The organism is Paenibacillus sp. (genome assembly GCF_031177825.1).
GTDB lineage: Bacteria > Bacillota > Bacilli > Paenibacillales > YIM-B00363 > Paenibacillus_AE.
This window is the reverse complement of the sequence record NZ_JAPSKE010000011.1, coordinates 77,766-95,894: the sequence shown is the minus strand read 5'-3', so window position 1 is coordinate 95,894 and position 18,129 is coordinate 77,766. Positions and strand designations below refer to the sequence as shown.

The following is an 18,129-nucleotide window of genomic DNA, read 5'->3' as shown; positions in this document are numbered from 1 at the left end:
GAAGATCCGTCCTTTGCTTCGGTTTTGGTTTCTCTTATCCCCAGTATAAGAAACTTCTTCGCCCCGCGCCATGGAGCGATGTTATCGACGTATGGAATAATGTGATATGATCGTTGGAAAAGGAGGCCGTCCGCCATGACGCAAACGCAGAAGCCTAAGCCCACGTACGCCGTCGTGTCCCATCCGGACCCCGACGCGGCGAACCGTTCGCTCCAGGTGCTGTTCACCGGCCGAAGCCAGACGAAACCGGGTCACCGGCTCGGGCCGAAGGTGTTCGATCATTTCCTGATTCATTACGTGGAAAGCGGGAGAGGGGTGTATACGGCCGAAGGCCGGGAGTATGCGCTGGGTGCCGGGGACAGCTTCGTCATCTACCCGGAGGCGCTCGTCAGCTATGCCGCCGACGAGGAGGAGCCATGGCAATACCGCTGGATCGCGTTCAAGGGCGAAGAGGCGGAGCGGCTCGTCGCAGCCGGCGGCGTGTCGCCGGAGACGCCGACGGCGCGAACGCGCGAAGGCGCGCGCGCGGCGAAGTGGTTCGAACGGGTGATGAAAACGTTCCGGGACAAGGAGGCCGGCGCCCACCTGCGCGCGAACGGCTGCCTGCAGCTGCTGCTCGCGGAATACGCGGACGCGCGACGCGCGGGCGAGGCGGCGGACGCCGCCGCGAAGGGCGCCGACGACGACGGGCCCGCCGCGGCGCTGACGCGGCAGGCGATCCACTACATGACGACGCAATACGCCGAGCCGATCACGATCGAGCTGATGGCGGAGAGCCTCGGGTACAACCGCGCGTACTTGTCGCGCGTCTTCCGCGAGCGCACCGGAGCGACGCCCGTCGCGTTCCTCGTCCGGCTCCGGCTCGATCGCGCCCGACGGCTCTTGCGCGAGCGGCCCCTTCTGACGGTCGAGCAGGTGGCGTCGTCCGTCGGCTTCGCGGACGCGCTCTACTTCTCGAAGCAGTTCCGCCGCGCGTACGGGCAATCTCCGACCGAGTACCGTCGGTCGGTCAAGCAGTATTAAGGCAGCTCGAAGCGGAGCAGCCGGTCGTCCGTCGCGCCGGGCGTCCCGCGGCCGTCGGTGTTGTTCGTCAGGACGTAGGCGTAGCCGTCCCGCACGGCGACGTCGCGCAGCCGGCCGTAGCCCCGGGCGACCCCGTCGAGCGATTCGCCCGCGGGCGTCGGCCGCGCCGGGTCGAAGCGCAGCAGCGCTTCGCCGCGCAGCGTCGCGACGAGCAGCGCGCCGTCCTCTGCGACGGCGATGCCCGACGGCGCGATCGCCGGCGGCTCGCCGGAATGGTACAACGGCGGGATCATGCCGTTCTTCTTGGCGTCGCCGTAGACGTCCGGCCAGCCGTAGTTGCCGCCCGCCTCGACGGCGTTGATTTCGTCGTGGCCGCCGGGGTCGCCGGACGGACCGTGCTCCGAGGCGTACATGACGCCTTCGGCGGTCCATGCGACGCCTTGTACGTTGCGGTGTCCGTACGAGTATACGTAGGACCCCGGGAACGGGTTGTCCGCGGGCACGCCGCCGTCCGTCGTCAAACGCAGGATTTTCCCCGCAAGGTTGTTCAGGTCTTGCGCGTACGCTTCTTCGCCCGCGTCGCCGGTCGTCGCGTACAGATGCCCGTCCGGTCCGATCGCGAGGCGCCCGCCGTCATGGATGCGCGAGCCGGGGATGCCCGAGAGCAGCTCCCCCTTCTCGACCCACGCCTCCTCCTGCTCCTCCAGCGCGACGATGCGGTTCCACATCCGTCCGTTCGCCTCGTACGTGTGATACGCGAACGCCGTCTTCGTCTCGGCGAAATCCGGCGCGAGCGCGAAGCCGAGGAAGCCCGATTCGCCGCTCGCGGCGACGCCCGGCTTCACGACGACCGGCTTGCGTACGATGCTGCCGTCCGGTCCGATCCGCACGACGCTTCCTTCCCGCTCGCTGACGAGCATCGTCTCGCCGTCGAACGCGATCGCCCACGGCGTCCGCAGCTTCTCGGCGAGCACGGCGTAAGGCGCCTCGCCCTCCGCCTCGGGCGGCTCCCGCTCCGCGGCTTCGTCCGCCGGCGCCGTCGCCGCCGGCGGCGGGGCCGCTCCCGGCTCCTCCCGCGCGAAGCAGCCGCCCGCGAGGCCGGCCGCCGCGAGCAGCGCGAGCATTTTCCAAACGAACATCAAATCCTCCCCCTTAGGGCTTTACTTCCATCCTCTCCCATTCCGGAGGACGAGTCAATATGCAAAAAAGGCGACCCCCGAACGGCCGGGAGTCACCTTGCATCGCTCTTTTCCTTGATCAGCCGCTTGATCTCGTGAAGCTCCTTGATCATCTTTTTATACGTTAAGTACCCGACGAACGACTTCGCCGCGAAAAAGAGCACCGCCGCCGTCCCGACCAGCAAATAATTGCCCTTCACCCAATCGACAATCCCGTTGATTCGGTCCATTGGTTGATTACACCGCTCTCATGAGGATACCTCTAAGATGCGCGGAGCGTCTCCCAAGTATACCTAATTCTTATTTCACCGCGACCTTGCGCTCTACCGCGCCGATAAAGCGGCGCAGCGCCTCTTCGAGAATCGACCGCGGGCATGCGCAGTTGATGCGCACGTACCCCACGCCCTCGTCGCCGTAAGACGAGCCTTCGTTGAAGGCGACCTTCGCCTCCGCGTTCATGAATTGCGACATGCCCTTCGCGTTCAGTCCGAGCTCGCGCGCGTCGACCCACAGCAAGTAGGTGCCCTCCGGCGGCATGACCTTCAGCATCGGCGTTCGCTCCCGCAGCGTGGCGATCGCGTAATCGACGTTGCCCTTAATGTACGGCAGCAGCTGATCGAGCCACTCGTCGCCCTCGTTGTACGCCGCGATCGTAGCGAAGTGAGAGAAGTGGTTTTGCATATGAATCGACAGCTTCTTGATGTGATTGTTCAGCTTCGCGCGCTTCGCCGGATCGTTCAAGGCGATGATCGACGACCCGATGCCCGGAAGATTGAACGTCTTCGTCGGGGCGAGCAGCGAGAGAGACGTGGCGGCCGCCGATTCGCTGACCGTCGCATACGGCGTATAGGCGTTCGGCGCGAAGACGAGATCGCCGTGGATTTCGTCGGATACGACGGTGACGTCGTATTGCTCGGCGAGCGCCGCCAGCTTCGCCAGCTCCTCGCGCGTCCAGACGCGGCCGCCCGGATTGTGCGGATTGCACAGAAGCAGCAGCTTGGCGCCGGATCGCATATGCGCTTCCAAGCCTTCGAAGTCCATCTCGTACAGGCCCGTCGCTTCGGAAATCCGGAGCTCGTTCTTTAGCACCTGGCGCCCGTTCGAGCGGATGACGTCGTAGAACGGATAATACACGGGCGATTGCAGGATGACGCCGGCCCCCGGCTCGGAGAACAGGTCGACCGCCAGCGACAAGCTCGTCACGACGCTCGGGCTCGCCACGATCGCTTCTTTCGCGATGTCCCAGCGGTGCCTGCGGCGGTACCAGCCTTGGATCGCCTCGATCCACTCGTCGGTCCGGATCGTGTAGCCGTAGATGCCGGCCTGCGCGCGCTGCGTCATCGCGTCGACGATCGGCTGCGCGGTGACGAAGTCCATGTCCGCCACCCACAGCGGCAGCACGTCCTCGCCGCCGAACAGCGTCGTCAGTTGGTCCCATTTATAAGAGGCGGTGCCTCTTCGGTCATGCAATCGGTCGAAATCGTATTTCATCGCGGGCGTCCACCCTTTCCTTGGCATTTCTTCGATTGTAACAAAAATCCCCCGAGCCTGTCGAAGACTCGAGGGATTCGCTCTATTTTATTGGAAAACGGCCGTCCCCGTCGTATCGTCCCACGACTTCGCGAGGCCGAACGCTTCCGCGACGAAGCTGAGCGGAATGTACGTCCTTCCGTTCGCCGAGAACGGCGCCGCTTCCAGCGCGACCGCCTCGCCGTTCTTCCGCGCCGACTTGCTGCCGAGCGCGAGCGACACGGACAGCTTCTTCGCCTCGTCCGTCAGCGTAATCGATTGCTCGGCGGCGTTCCAGACGGCGTTCGCCTGCAGCGCGTCCGCGATTTGCTTGATCGGCACGAACATGCGGCCGTCCACGATCTTCGGCTGCGCATCGAAGTCGAGGCGCTTGCCTTTCAGCGTCACGAGCGCGTCGCCGACCGTCGCCTTCACCTGCTGCGTCGTTACGAGCTTCCCTTCGGCGCTGAACGCCTTCACCTCGATCGTCGCCGTCTGCCCGCGGTACGGCGCGAAGTCGTGCGTGATCGTCCACGGGGCCGCGGTCGCCGTGCCGATCGTCCTGCCGTGAAGCGCATATTCGACCTTGCCGAGCATCGGCTCGACCGTCTGGACATAGGCGCTCAGTTCGACGACGCGCGGCGGCAGTCCCGCTTCGGCGGCGTCGATATACGCCTTCTTGCTCTCTTGCCCGATCGTATCGAGGTAAAACGGATGTTTGATCGCTTGCTTATACGCGTCCAGCAGCGGTTCGTTCGCAGACAGCATGAAGTGCTTCTCGCGCGCCGCCTCCGTCTTCGTCGCGTCGAACCAGAAGACGGCCTTCACGCCGGGATACAGCATCGGCAGCGTCGCGTAAAACTCCTTCGTCCGGTACGCGGCCCATGCCTCCACCAACCGGTCTTCTTCCGGGTAGACATACGAAATCGCGCCTTCCGAAATAAACAGCGGCTTCTTCTTCGCGTACAAGTCATAGATGTGTTCGAACTTCTGCAAGTGGTTCGAACGGTCTACGCCCGCCTTGAGCGGATCGAGCGCCGGGTTATAGATGCTGTACAAGCTGACGCCGATCCAATCGACGTACGCGTCCCCCGGGTAGTATTGCGTAATCGTGTCGACCGGAATATCGTTCGGCGACCACGCCATGACGACGTTGTCCGGCGCTTCCTCGTGGAAGACGTCGGCGACGAGCCGGAACTTCTCGATATACGCCGCCGGATCGCCGGACCACGGCACCCAATCGCCGTTCATCTCGTTGGCGAAGCGAAGGAAGATCGGCACGCCGGATGCGCCCGCCGCCCGCGCGTATTCGCGGATGTATGCGCCGTCCGTCACCTCCGCGAGACCGTTCATCGGCTGCAGCGCGATCTGCAGCGCGGTGCCGTGCGCCTTCGCCTCCTCGACGTGGGCGGACAGCTCATCGAACGACCGCCCCCAGGTTGTATATAACATGTAGGCGGCGTGCTTGCGCCCGGTCAGCTCCGGGAACTTGTCCGTGTAGAAGTATTTCCACTGCTTCGTATCGTGCGCCTTCGGATCCGATTCCGCGTACGCGCCGAGGTACGCGCCTACCCTCGGCTCGAACAAGGCGCCGCGATCGTATGTATCGGCGAGCGCCTGCGGTTCGACGGCCGCGAACAGCCTCACGGCGCTGCGCACGTAGTCCGCCCGCCGCTTGGAAGCGGCCGTCTCCGCCGCCTTGCCCGCCGCGCTCCAATTCGCCGACTCGTTGTCCCACGCCGCCGCCGCGAGATCGTATAAGCCTTGGCTAGCGTAATTTTGGCCGATTCGCCGGTAAATGTTCGCCGCGTTCGTGTAATCCTTGTCCGCGGCCAGCGTCGGAATCATGCCGTTCAGCTTCGCGATCGCCGCCGCGTAGTCGCCCTTCGCTTCCGCCTCGACCGCTTGCTTGTTCAGTCCCCAAATATTGACGGCGCTCGCCGTCGGCCCCGCCGCGCCGGACGCGAGCAGCGCCGCGACGAGCGCCGTCGCGATCGTTTTCCAGAAATTCATGACGCTCCCCCTGTTGGACCTCGTTCTCGTCTCCAGAAGGTATTATAGCACGGGCCTTACGTCCCGGCTGCGGATTTTCGGGCGCGCCAATGCTCCAACGCAAGCGAGATGTGGTACATGTACAGCGATGCGCCCGCGCCGATCGCGAGGAACGTGCCAAGGTCGCTGGACGTATGCACCTGAAGCCCGTTCAGCACGGTGGCGAGATAGGCGTACATCGCCGCCGCGCCGGCGAGCGCGAAGACGAGCAGGTTGACGGCGTACGATCTTCCGGCCGTTCGGATGACGGCGGCGATCGGCGCCCCGAGCGCGAGGAACGCCGGCGCCGTAATTACAAGGTAAAAGAAATAAGCTTGCGGGAAGCTCGTATTCTGCATCGCAAGCAACGCGAACGCGACCGATGCCGTCAACGCCGATACGACCGCAGCCAACAATTCGAACAGCAACATTTTGCCGAAGCTTCTCTTCATAGGGAATACCCTCCCGGAACGTTGTACCTATTAAACGCTGCGCCCCGTCGAAAGGTTTCGCGCGTCCGCAAGCGCGTAGCCATATACTTTGGCGCCGCGGCGCCTTTAACTACATGCTGCGCCCCGTCGTAAGTTCGCGCGTATCCGCAAGCGTAAAGCCGCATACTTTGGTGCCTCGTCGCAAAGGGTCAGCGGCTTTTACTCGTTGCAGCCCGTCGAACGTTTTCGCATGTCCGCTAGCATGCAGCCGAACATCTTGGTGCCGCGGCGAAGGGGGGCAGCAGACTTTACTCATTGCGCCCCGCCGAAAGTTTTCGCATGTCCGCTAGCATGTAGCCATACACTTTGTTGCCGCGGCGAAGGGGGGGCAGCAGCCATTACTCGTTGCGCCCCGTCGAAAGTTTTCTCATGTCCGCTAGCATGTAGCCATACACTTTGTTGCCGCGACGCAAAGAAGTCAGCAACCCTTCTTCGGCCGCCCGCTCGAACCATCGCTGCGCCGTCGTGCGACCGATTCCGTGCTCGTACGCGAAATTCGTCGGGTGGATGCTGCGATCGCCCTGCTGAACCGCGTATAACTCTATAGCTTTCTTCCGGTACGCCCACAGATCGCCGGCGCTCAACGGCAAGGCGCCTGCGCCGGCCGACGTCGTCCAGCAATACCCGATCGCCTTCAGCAGCTCCGCCTGGCAGTACCCTTCTTCGGTCTCCACCTCGTCGGCGGTAAAACGAAGGAGGAACCACCCGGAATACATCAGCCGGTTTTGCCTGCGGACATGATCTCGAAACTTGGACTTCGAGATTTCTTTCGCATGCGTCGTGTAGCCGTCGATTTCGATGATGAGCTTCACCGGTCCCTTGGAGTAAAAGAAATCGACGAAGCGCTGCCCCCCTTCGAAATCGAGGAACGGGTACTCCGGCTTCAGACCGTCGAAATTGAAGTTCATGAACGGCCCCCAAACGCGTTCCAGGAACCGGGTTTCGGCGTATCCGAGCGTATGTCGGAGACGGCCCTCCCCCCGCGCTTCCTGCTCGAACGCATCGATGAACCGCCGCAGCTCCGGATGCATAAACCATCCCCCCTAACGAAACAAAGCACACCTCGAATGATCATTCGAAGTGTGCTTCACCTGTCGTTATTATACTCGTCCGCCCCGCCCGGGGCAAGGAGAACATGACCGGCGGAGGTGTGGACGGTTCGTGTGGCCCGGTTCGGGTCACCACGGCTCGCCGCGCAGCCGCCATGCCCGGTTCGGGTCACCACGGCACATCGCGCGCCGTCTCCTGACCCGAATCGGGCTACGGCACTCGTCCGCGCAGCCGCCATGCCCGGTTCGGGTCACCACGGCACATCGCGCGCCGTCTCCTGACCCGAATCGGGCTACGGCACTCGTCCGCGCGGCCGCGCTGCCCGTTTCGGGTCACCACGGCACATCGCGCGCCGCACCCTGACCCGAAACGGGTCAACGCCCTCGGCCGGGCGGCCGCGCAGCCCGTTCCGGGTCACCACGGCACATCGCGCGCCGCACCCTGACCCGAAACGGGCCAAGGCCATCGACCAGCAGGCCGCGCGGCCCGTTCCGGGTCACCACGGCACGCCGCGGGCCGCGCCCTGACCCGAAACGGGTCAGCGCCCTCGGCCGGGCGCCGTCAGCCCGCCTCGGCGATGCCGAGCTGCCGCATGTACGCCCGTTCCGTGACGACGTAGTACAGCAGCTGCAGCGCCGCGAACGCCGCCACGACGGACAACGCGCTCGCCCATACGTTCGTCTGCATGACGTTCCCGAGCATCTTGTACGCGAATAACGCATGTACCGCGCCGACGACGAACGGAATGCCGAACACCGAACCGATCTGCACGCGGATGACGCTGCGCAGCTCCTTCGGCGACACGCCGATCCGCAGCAGCTGACGGTACGTCTGCCGATCCTCTTCCAGCTCGGTGAATTGCTTGAAGTAGAGCAAGCTCCCCGCCGCGAAGAAGAACAAGATCCCGACGAACAAGCCGATGAAAAACGTAAGCGAAGTGAATTGCCGGATATCTTGGTACCCGGTGATCCGCTCCCTTACGAGGGATCGCGGTATCTCCGGCGCAACGAGCTCCAGCGCCTCCCGCACGAAGGCGGCGTCCGACTCCCAGCCGCTCCAATCGTAAGCGTACAGCACCGTCCGCTCCGCGTCGGGCACAAGGCGCAGCGCATCTTCGAAGTCCGCGTCGTCTAAGATCCACAGCCGCTTGCCGTGGTTCGTGGCGGCTGCATAGATCGTCCCGTCCGAGACGAACGTCAACGTCCGGCCCGCGACGGCGAAAGCGACGCTTTGCCCGCTCGTCTCTTCGCCGGACTTCCGCTCGAACGGGTACGCGAACATCGTACGCCCCGGCTCGACGTCCGCCGTCGGCAGCTTCAACTCCGCCGCAAGCGCGTTCCAGGACGATTCCCCGATCAAGGCCGCCTCCGGCTCCCCGGTCGCCGTAACGTCCACGAGCGGCGTGCGCGTCTCGATTTCCGGCTCGATGCCGTGCTTCGCGAACAACGCCTTCAGCGCCTCCGGATCCACGACCTTGCGCGTATCGAGCCCCTGCTCCTCGATGCTGAGCGCGAACGGCGTATTGACCAGCAATTTGTCTTGAATGTCCTGATGGAAGACGTACACCGCCCCGATCGCCGTGAAGACGACCGCGAACAGCACCGCCACGGAAAACATCATCCGCGCCGTGTCCTTCAACCGGTACGACAGCTGGGACAGCGCCAGCAGCCGCACGCCCTTCCAATAGTAACCCCGGCTTCGCATCAACCGGCCTAAGGCGGCGATGCAGCCTTGGGTGAACAAGAAATACGTCCCGAGCACGACGAGGCCGGTGATCGGCGTCATCAGCAAGATGACCGACCGCAGGTTGGTCGTGTACGCGAGGATATAGCCGCCGCCGAGCGCGACGACCGCGAGCGCCGTCAGCCACGCCGAGGCGAGGGGCGGCCGCTTCGGCTTGCGCGAGGCGCGCAGCAGCTCGATGACGGGCTTCCGACCGATGCCGAACAGCGAAGCCGCGGCGACCGCGGCGAACAACGCGGCGAACCCGACCGCCGTCCACGCCGCCGCGGACCCGACGATCAAGAAGCGAACCGGCGCTTCGGTCCGGAGCAGCTCTCCGATGCCCATGTAGAACAGCTTGGAAAACAAAATCCCGAGCCCGAGCCCGCAGACGATCGCGCAAGCCGCGACGATCATCTGCTCCGCGAACGCAAGTCTTCGAATTTGCCACGGCGTCATGCCGAGCAGCTGCAGCAGACCGAACTCCTTCTGCCGAGTTTTGTAGAACGACGAGCTCGAGTACAACACGAAGAAGAACGAGAAGACGGCGATCAAGTACACGCAAGCGAGCAGCCCTTGCGCGACGGCGGCGCCGCCGATGATGTGCCCGGAGCGGACGTCCGGGTGCGCGACGAACGAGGCGAATAAATACGCGATCATGACGGCGGCCGTGCTGCTGAGCAGGAACGCTGCGTACCGCCGCCACCCGCCTCGAACGTTACGGATGGCGAGAGCGCGAAACGTCATGCGCACGACCTCCCAACACGCTCAGCATATCGAGAATTTCCTGGAAGAAGGCTTGCCGCCCGGCGACCCCGACGCCCCCGCCGCGCAGCTCCGCGAACCGCCGCCCGTCCTTAATGAACAAGATGCGCTTGCAGAAGCTCGCGGCGAACGGATCGTGCGTCACCATGAGCACCGTCGCCCGGCGCCGCTCGTTCATGTCGCGCAGCGCCTCCATCACGTCGCCCGCCGCCTTGGAGTCGAGGTTCCCGGTCAATTCGTCCGCCAGCACGATGTCCGGCTCGTGGATGAACGCCCGCGCGATCGCGGCCCGCTGCAGCTGCCCCCCGGACACCTCGTACGTCCGCTTGTCCAACGTATGCGCGATGCCCAGCGTCTCCGCCAGCTCGACGACCCGCCGTTCGATCTCCTTCGGCTTCGTCTTGTCGAGCGCCAGCGGCAGAATGATGTTTTCCTTCATCGAGAGCGTGTCGAGCAGATTGAAGTCTTGGAAAATGAACCCGAGCTTTCTCCGCCGAAACAACGCAAGCTCGCTCGCCGACATGCGCGACGGATCGACCCCGCCCACGCGAATCGTTCCCGCCGTCGGCTTGTCGATCGTGGCGAGCAGGTTCAGCAGCGTCGTCTTGCCGCTTCCCGACGGCCCCATGACGCCGACGAATTCCCCTTCCTCCACCGTCAGATCGAAATCCTCCAGCGCTTGATACGTCACCGCTCCGCGGCCGTAAGTTTTCGATAACCGTTCCGCTTGCAGTACAACCATCGAGGTCCCTCCTAAAGAAGTAATGTATGTTTCAAGTATAGGAGGGTTCCCGTCAGGCCGCCATGCGCCAACCTTTCAATCCGCTCGGGTTTCCTTACAATATTGTCACCTGCCGAGCGGCTCCCGAAACAGCGCCCCCGTGTCGGCGAACAGGACCGTCGCCGTCGTCCCGGCCCCGGGGCGCGAGGAAATCGACAGCCGATGTCCGAGCCTGTCGCACGCCTCCTTCGCCACGTACAGCCCCATGCCGGTCGATTCGGCGACGAGCCGCCCGTTCGCGCCCGTAAAGAACGGCTCGAATACGCGGGGCGCATCCTCCGGCGGAATGCCGATTCCTTCGTCCGCGACCTCGAGGCGCACCCCTTCCGGTGTCCGCGCAAGCCGGACTTCGACGCGCGTCGCGCCCGCCGCGGCGGAATATTTCAGCGCGTTGCCGAGCAGCTGCTTGCATACGAAAGTCGCCCACTTCTCGTCGGTCTCGACCCAATACGGCGCCTCCTCCGCCGCCAGCCTCGGGAAGACGCCGTATCGAATCCAAGCGCTGCGGAATTCGTTGATCGCTCCCCGGGCGATGCTCGCGGCGTCGACCCGTCGCACGCGGACGTCCGTCTCGAACCGTTCGAGCCTGGCCGCCTCGAGCATCATCGACACGTAGCCGTTCAGCCGCTCGGCCTCCTCCCGGACGCTGGCCATCGCCTCCGGCCGTTCGCCGCCGAGCTCCCCTTCGGACTGCGCGATCAGGTCGAGAACGGCGATCGGCGTCTTCATCTGGTGCGCCCATTGCTGCAGCTGGTGAAGCTGCCGCTCTTGGGCGCGCTTCGAAAGCGACAGCGCATCGGCGTACGACCGGTACGCGCGTTCCAACGCATCGCGCACAAGCCGCTGCTCCGTCGTGCCGCGCGAACGCACCAGCAGCGCGCGTTCCAGCCCGCCGTCGTCCCCCCGAGAAGCGGCCTCGAGCTCGCGATAGTAGGTTCGGTTTCGCGCATAGTCGTACGCCAAGAACGCCGCCAATCCGCAAGCCGACAAGACGGCAAGATACGCCACATTCCCTAGAAGCAAAGACGCTCCTTGACGGGCGAGATCGAGTTGCACGACCAGCGCGACAAGAAGCGTATTCAGGAAGAAGAGAACGATATACCCGAGACGATCCGCCAGGAAGTGCTTCAGCCTCATGGCGTCTCCCCCCGCGCCGCGAGCCGATACCCGACGCCGCGCACCGTCTCGATGGCGTGCGGCGTGCCGAGCGATTCCAGCTTCTTGCGCACCCGCGTCACGTTGACCGTCAGCGTGTTGTCGTCGACGAAATGAACGTCGTCCCAGAGCCGCTCGAGCAGCGTCTCCCTCGCGACCGGCTCCCCGGGGCGCGCCATCAGCGAGCCGAGCAGCTGCAACTCCTTCGGCGTCAGCTCCGTCTTGCGCCCCTCGTATTCGACCGTCAGCTTCGATCGGTCCAAGAACAACCCCTGGAACTCGGCGACGTCCTCGCGCGACGGCGCCTCGGGCGCCGTCGCGGCGTATTCGCCGTACGTCCGGCGCAGCAGCCCCCGGATTTTCGCGAGCAGCACCTCGAGATGGAACGGCTTCGTCACATAGTCGTCGCCGCCGTGCTCGATCGCCATGACTTGATCCATCTCCCCGGCGCGCGCGGACAAGAACAAGATCGGAACGTTGCTGACGCTCCGGATTTGCCGACATAAATAAAACCCGTCGTATTTCGGCAGATTGATATCGAGCACGACGAGATGAGGCGGCTTCTCGCTTCCCGCGATCCGCCGCTTCACCTCGTCGTATGCCTCGATTCTCTGCGCTTCGTATCCGTACTTCGACAGATGCGCCGCGACGAGCGCCGCGATCTTCGCATCGTCCTCGATGATCCATATCCGATACATGCGCGTACCCTCTTTATTCGTTCTTCCCCGTCGATTCGTTCGCACCCGCCGACTCGTTCGTCCCCGCGCCCGGCGCCCGCGGGCCGGGCAGCCGGCCCGCCCGCCGGAGCGCGTCCCTGAGCACGAATTCGATATGCGCGTTGACGCTGCGGAACTCGTCGGCCGCCCACTTCTCCAACGCGTCGTAGATCGCCGCGTCCACGCGCAACGGATATTGCTTCTTCCCCGCCATAAATCAGTACAAGCTGCTCGTATTGATGACCGGTTGGGCGGAACGGTCCGAGACGATCGCGACCATCAAATTGTTCGCCATCGCCGCCTTGCGTTCGGGATCCAGCGCGACCCCGCTGTCTCGCTCCAGCTGCTCGAGCGCGTCCTTCACCATGCCGACCGCGCCTTCCACGATCTTCTGCCGCGCCGCGATGATGGCGGACGCTTGCTGCCGCTGCAGCATGGCGCCGGCGATCTCCGTCGAGTACGCCAGATGCGTCAGCCGCGCCTCGAGCACGTCGACGCCGGCGACCGAGAGGCGGCTCTGCAGCTCGCGCGCCAGCTCCGCGGACACCTCGTCGGCGTTGCCGCGAAGCGACATGCCGTCTTCCGCGAAGTTGTCGTACGGATACTTGCTGGCGACGTGCCGAAGCGCCGTCTCGCTCTGGATCTCGACGAATTGCTCGTACTTGTCGACCTCGAAGCTCGCCTTCGCCGTCTCGACGACCTTGAAGACGATGACCGCCGCGATCTCGATCGGGTTCCCTTCGATGTCGTTCACCTTCAGCTTCGCGCTGTTGAAGTTCCGGACCCGCAGCGACAGCTTCTGACGCGCCGCGAACGGAAGCACCATCCAGAAGCCGTCCTCGCGAACCGTACCCTTATATTCCCCGAAGAACGTCAACACCGTCGCTTGATTCGGCTGTACGATCGTGATCGAGCAGAACGTCAGGAATGCGATCAAGAGCAGCAGGACGCCGACGACCGGCAAGAACGACGACAACGTCAGCGCGAACGCGCCGACGGCGGCGACGACCAAGCCTAGCAGCACCGCCAGAAACCCATTGATCTTCCATGCGCCGAATTCTTTCATGGATCATATCCCCTTTACATCATTTTGATACTTATATGATATCACCTTTTCAAAAATGTGTAAATCCCGACATGCCCCCGAAAAGAGGAATAAAACAACTCGGCTTCGCTATGGGAAGAAGATTAGGAAAGACCCGCGAATGCGAACGCGAGGCGATACACGCGGTTCGACGGCAGCAAATACTCCGGATGCGGGAGCTCCCCAGCTGTCGTCCCCTCCGACGCCCATCTGATGCGCATTGATCCGAACGAACCCCAGCAGCTGGTTGACGACCCCGTTGTACGAGTTGAAGATGACGTAAAACACCACCGACATGACGGATGCGCTGATGATGGTCGGCAAGAAGTACACCGCCCGCAGCAGCTGCCTGCCCTTGATCGCCTGGTTTAAAATGACGGCCAAGATCAACGAAACGGGCGGCGTCACGATCAGCTTGCCGCCGGCGTAAACGAACGTATTTACGACCGAACTCCAAAATTGATCGTCCCTCAGAATCCGTTCGAAGTTGTCCAGCCCGATGAAGATCGGCGTTCCGAAGCCCTGATAATCGTAGAACATGTATTTCAGCGCCCAGGTAATCGGATATACGCCGAAAATTAACGTCAACACAAACTCGGCAATACAAAAATCCAAGCGTTGATTTGGCGTTTCGCCTCGTTCATTTTCTGTTCCTCCTGCCTCCGGTGTCTTATGTTTTACATCATAAGGCTTCCCGACCGAACCGAGTTATGGAGAATTCGACTGAACGAAGGGGGAGAAATTCACTTTTTACGCGAAAAAAAAGCAGCTTCGTCCGCTTCCGGCGGATGAAGCTGCTCGACCGATTTTAAGATTGTTCCACGCTTAGCCGCTCCAACTTCTCGTAGAGCAGCTCCCGTTCGGCCGCGAGGACGGAGCGTTCCGCATAGAGCCGCTCTAACCGTTCCGCGTCGAGCTCGCGCTCCATCGCTTCGTCGAGCAGCGCGAGCTTGCGCTCCGCCGCCTCGATGTCCGCCTCGAGCCGCCCGAACGATGCGGACGACGGTTTCGCCGGCTTCGCCGCGCCGCCGGAAGCCGACTTCTTCGGCGCGGCCGGCGCGGGCGGGGGGACGGGGGCGGAAGCCCCGGCCCTTGCGGCCAGCTCCGCCCGCTTGCGCTTCGCTTCGTCGTAGCCGCCTTCGTAGCGGATCAGGCGGCCCTGTTCCATCCAATAGGTCACGGGGAACAGCTTGTTCAGGAAGTACCGGTCGTGCGACACGCAGATGACCGTGCCCCCGAACGAAGCGAGCGTCTCCTCGAGCGCCTCGCGGGCGTCGATGTCGAGATGGTTCGTCGGCTCGTCGAGCACCAGCAGATTCAAGTCCTGATGCATGAGCTGCGCGAGACGGAGGCGCATCTTCTCGCCGCCGGACAGGTTCTTCACCTTGCGGAACACGGACGCGCCGTAGAACAAAAACTTCGCGAGCAGATGCCTCGCCTTGCCTTCTTCGACCGGGGCGGCGTCGCGGAACGCGTCGAGGATGGTGAGCTCGTCGTTCGGGAACAGGTCGTGCTGCGCCAAGTAACCGATCTTCACGCCGCTGCCGACGCGAACGACGCCGTCCGTCGGCGGTTGCCCCTCGGCGATCATGCGGAGCAGCGTCGACTTCCCGCAGCCGTTCTCGCCGACGATCGCGGCCGTCTCGCGGAAGCGGACGAGCAGGTCGACGTCCGAGAACAAGCGCCGTTCGCCGAAGCGGACGCCGACCTTCTCCATGACGACGACGTCTTTGCCGCTCCGCTCCGACAAGTCGAGCGACAGCCCCATCTTGACGCGCTCCAGCACCGGCTTGTCGATCCGATCGATGCGATCGAGCGCCTTCTGCATCGCCGCCGCGCGCTTGAACATCTTCGGATTGTCCGCCTGCGCCGCCCACACCCGCAGCCGCTTGATCGCCTCTTCCATCTTCTTGATCCGCTTCTGCTGTTCTTGATACGCCGTAAACTCGGCGAGCAGCCGGCGCTCCTTCTCTTCGACGAAGTAGGAATAGTTGCCGTGATACGTCTCCGCGACGCCGCCTTCCAAATCGACGATCTTCGTCGCGACGCGGTCGAGGAAGTACCGATCGTGAGACACGATCAGCACGCTGCCCTCGTAGTCCTGCAAATACGACTCCAACCACTCGACGGAGGACAGGTCGAGATGGTTCGTCGGCTCGTCGAGCAGGAGCAGATCCGGCTTCAGCAACAGGATGCGCCCGAGGCCGACCTTCGTCCGCTCCCCGCCGCTCAGCCGCCCGAACGGCCGGTCGAGCAGCCGCGTAATGCCGAGACCCTCCGCCACGCGCGAGAGCGCGGCTTCCATCTCGTACCCGCCTTGGGCGCCGAACGTCTCGAGCAGCGGTCCGTACGCTTTCATCGCCTTCTCCATGAGAGCTGGATCCGCCATATCCCGTTCGAGCTCCGTCAGCCGCCGCTTCATCGCGAGCAGCGACTCGAACGCTTCCGCCAGCACGTCTCCGGCCGTCCGGGTCGGCCCGAAGTCCGGAATTTGCGCGAGCAGCGACACCCGGCTCCCCCGCCGGCGATGGATCGCTCCCGCGTCCGGGACGTCCGCGCCGGCGAGCAGCGTCAGCAGCGTCGTCTTGCCGCAACCGTTCGGCCCGACGAGCCCGATTCGTTCCCCTTCGCGTATTTCCAAAGACAGCTCCGATAACACCGGCGCGCCGCCCCAATTTTTCGTCACTTTCTCCGCTGCGCATAATACCATATCGATCACCCGTAGTTTGTCAAATTTTGGAATTCAAGGCATACAAAAAAGCCGCAGGCGAAGAAGACAACTTCGCCCGCGGCTTCAAGCCGAACGTCGGAAACCGATCCCGACGTCTAGAGGGTCAACGCGTTGTCATCGCCGGATTTGGACATACCTCTCCCGTTGGCAGCGGAACGGAATACGATGGTAGCTTGGCGGACCCACGTTTGGGCACCTTTGCTACGAGCGGCGATCGACAACATGTTGACACCTCCTTTAGGTTCCGAATTACAAACTTATGGATCAGCTTATCATACGTCCGCCGTTTTCCGCAAGATCATCGATTGAAAATGCGGCTGGCGCCCCGTATCGCTCAACTTCGCGACGCCGAAGTACGACACGTCGAAGACGCGCTCGACCGCTTCCCGCATCGCGTCGTCCTCGTACATGGCGAAGAACCGCTTCGGCTCGTATTCGTCTTGCTCCCAGACGCCTTCGGAGTCGACGCCGCCGTAGACGCCCATATAAAACAATCCTCCGGGCTTCAGCACCCGGCGGATGCCGCGCAGCGTGTCTTCCAGCTCGGCCTTCGGGATGTGAAGCAGGCAATTGAGCGCATAGACGGCGTCGAACGACGCATCCGGGAAGCGAAGATCGGACATATCCATCTCATGGGCGTCTAACGCTTTCTCCCGGCACAGCCGCACCATCTCCGGAGACAGGTCGACCGACGTCACGCGGAACCCGGCGTCCTTGAAGAAGAGGCTGTCGCGTCCCGGACCCGCGCCGACCTCCAGCAGCGTCTCCGCACCCGCCTCCCGGAGGGCGCGGACGAAGCGGTCGCGTTCGATCGTCTTCCAGTCCTGCAGCTTGCCCGTATCCCGTTCCTCGGCGTGTCGATCGTACGACCGCTTCAGCCTCTCCCGAAGGAACGCGCCGCGCTCCAGCGCCGACAGTCCCGCCTCCAGCTCGTCCTTCGGGAATTGCTCCCCGAGGAAGACGACGACGTCGTTCACCTCGCCCTGCGGCGCGATCCGGATGAACTCCAGCTCGCGGTACGCGTATTGGAACAAAAACCGGCTGGCCGTATCCGTGAACGTGACGATGCCCTTGCCCCGGTAGACGCTCGCCGGCAGCGACTTGACGAACGCCTCGAACGCGCGGCTGTCGATCGGCCCGGCGAGAAATCGAGTATATACGGACACGTGCTCGTGGGAGGCATGATGCTTATGCTCATGCGCGGCATGGCCGTCGTCGTCCGGACAGCCTTCTCCGCGCCTCGACTCCGGATCGGCGGCGCTCGGCTTCGCCGGCAGCCCGTTCGTCCGGAACCAGACCCCGGGATCGATGTCCCCGCGCTCCGAGCGGACGATGCTCGCATACGGGTTCCACTCCCGCAGCGACGCCTCCGCGCGGTCCGCGCCTTCCGGCGTCAGCCGATCGAGCTTGTTCAAGACGACGAGCGACGCGCACGATACCTGCTCCCGGAGCAGCCGCTTCGTCTTCGCCGACGGCGGCTCGGGCTCGCCGAGCAGCAGCGCGCCGTCGACCACCGTGACGATGCCCGCGAGCGCGATCGGCAAATACAGCGACGTCTCCGTCACCGCATCCATGATTTCCAGCGGATTCGCGACGCCCGTCGATTCGATGAAGACGGCGTCGGGGTCGTACGTCGTCGCAAGCTCGTGCAGCTGCACGCCGACGTCGCCGCGAATCGAGCAGCAAATACAGCCGCTCAGCAGCTCCGCCATCGGCACGCCGCCTCCGGCTTCGACCGCGACCCCGTCGAGATTGACGTCGCCCAGCTCGTTCATCAAGACGACGGGACGAAGCCCTTTGCGCTGATAGGCGTCGATCGCGCGACGCAGCAGCGTCGTCTTCCCGCTGCCCAAAAAACCGGCGATGACGTACACCGGAATCGTTCTTTCCATC

The 18,129-nt window shown here is 63.6% G+C and carries 15 protein-coding genes and 1 pseudogene; 1 reads left to right on the top strand and 15 read right to left on the bottom strand.

The window, feature by feature from the left end; translation table 11 throughout:
* The first annotated feature begins 135 nt into the window (after positions 1–135).
* A complete protein-coding gene (locus RIN49_RS14785; RefSeq protein WP_309120935.1) occupies positions 136–1,023 on the top strand; it encodes an AraC family transcriptional regulator in 888 nt (295 codons plus the stop codon).
* Here the strand turns inward: RIN49_RS14785 and RIN49_RS14780 are convergent.
* The 15 genes and pseudogenes from RIN49_RS14780 to RIN49_RS14710 all read right to left on the bottom strand — a co-directional run bounded on the left by RIN49_RS14780 (position 1,020) and on the right by RIN49_RS14710 (position 18,128).
* On the bottom strand, positions 1,020–2,162 hold the full coding sequence (locus tag RIN49_RS14780) for a PQQ-dependent sugar dehydrogenase (RefSeq protein ID WP_309120934.1): 1,143 nt from the start codon (positions 2,160–2,162) through the stop codon (positions 1,020–1,022). The two genes, RIN49_RS14785 and RIN49_RS14780, sit on opposite strands and share 4 nt — an antisense overlap.
* 92 nt (positions 2,163–2,254) lie before the next feature.
* Positions 2,255–2,431 (bottom strand): hypothetical protein, encoded by a 177-nt coding sequence (locus RIN49_RS14775; protein ID WP_309120933.1) that lies wholly within the window; start codon positions 2,429–2,431, stop codon positions 2,255–2,257.
* Positions 2,432–2,501: 70 nt separating this feature from the next.
* A complete protein-coding gene (locus RIN49_RS14770; RefSeq protein WP_309120932.1) occupies positions 2,502–3,692 on the bottom strand; it encodes a MalY/PatB family protein in 1,191 nt (396 codons plus the stop codon).
* An 87-nt stretch (positions 3,693–3,779) separates the two neighbouring features.
* Complete coding sequence (locus tag RIN49_RS14765) at positions 3,780–5,723, bottom strand: stalk domain-containing protein (protein ID WP_309120931.1); 1,944 nt, start codon at positions 5,721–5,723, stop codon at positions 3,780–3,782.
* 56 nt (positions 5,724–5,779) lie between these two features.
* On the bottom strand, positions 5,780–6,193 hold the full coding sequence (locus RIN49_RS14760) for a hypothetical protein (protein WP_309120929.1): 414 nt from the start codon (positions 6,191–6,193) through the stop codon (positions 5,780–5,782).
* Between the two features lie 377 nt (positions 6,194–6,570).
* Positions 6,571–7,263, bottom strand: coding sequence for a DUF559 domain-containing protein (locus RIN49_RS14755; RefSeq protein WP_309120928.1), 693 nt, complete (start codon positions 7,261–7,263; stop codon positions 6,571–6,573).
* A gap of 580 nt (positions 7,264–7,843) precedes the next feature.
* Positions 7,844–9,751 carry an FtsX-like permease family protein gene (locus tag RIN49_RS14750; RefSeq protein ID WP_309120927.1) on the bottom strand — a complete coding sequence of 636 codons (1,908 nt, stop codon included), beginning with the start codon at positions 9,749–9,751 and terminating at the stop codon, positions 7,844–7,846.
* The gene (locus RIN49_RS14745) at positions 9,723–10,511 is read right to left on the bottom strand and encodes an ABC transporter ATP-binding protein (RefSeq protein ID WP_309120926.1); all 789 of its coding nucleotides are present in this window, start codon (positions 10,509–10,511) and stop codon (positions 9,723–9,725) included. The genes RIN49_RS14750 and RIN49_RS14745 overlap by 29 nt, the downstream gene beginning before the upstream one ends.
* Positions 10,512–10,616: 105 nt before the next feature.
* Positions 10,617–11,687, bottom strand: coding sequence for a sensor histidine kinase (locus RIN49_RS14740; protein WP_309120925.1), 1,071 nt, complete (start codon positions 11,685–11,687; stop codon positions 10,617–10,619).
* Positions 11,684–12,403 carry a response regulator transcription factor gene (locus RIN49_RS14735; protein WP_309120924.1) on the bottom strand — a complete coding sequence of 240 codons (720 nt, stop codon included), beginning with the start codon at positions 12,401–12,403 and terminating at the stop codon, positions 11,684–11,686. Before RIN49_RS14735 ends, RIN49_RS14740 begins: the two co-directional genes overlap by 4 nt.
* A 13-nt stretch (positions 12,404–12,416) precedes the next feature.
* Positions 12,417–12,635: a type II toxin-antitoxin system antitoxin gene (locus RIN49_RS14730; protein WP_309120923.1), complete on the bottom strand. Its 219-nt coding sequence runs from the start codon at positions 12,633–12,635 to the stop codon at positions 12,417–12,419.
* A 3-nt stretch (positions 12,636–12,638) separates the two neighbouring features.
* Positions 12,639–13,487, bottom strand: a complete 849-nt coding sequence (locus RIN49_RS14725; RefSeq protein WP_309120922.1) for an SPFH domain-containing protein — start codon at positions 13,485–13,487, stop codon at positions 12,639–12,641.
* A gap of 255 nt (positions 13,488–13,742) precedes the next feature.
* Positions 13,743–14,149, bottom strand: a pseudogene (locus tag RIN49_RS14720) (carbohydrate ABC transporter permease); the annotation flags it as partial.
* 164 nt (positions 14,150–14,313) lie between these two features.
* Positions 14,314–16,215 carry a ribosomal protection-like ABC-F family protein gene (gene abc-f, locus RIN49_RS14715; protein ID WP_309120921.1) on the bottom strand — a complete coding sequence of 634 codons (1,902 nt, stop codon included), beginning with the start codon at positions 16,213–16,215 and terminating at the stop codon, positions 14,314–14,316.
* Between the two features lie 293 nt (positions 16,216–16,508).
* The gene (locus RIN49_RS14710) at positions 16,509–18,128 is read right to left on the bottom strand and encodes a GTP-binding protein (protein WP_309120920.1); all 1,620 of its coding nucleotides are present in this window, start codon (positions 18,126–18,128) and stop codon (positions 16,509–16,511) included.
* Position 18,129: the final 1 nt, after the last annotated feature.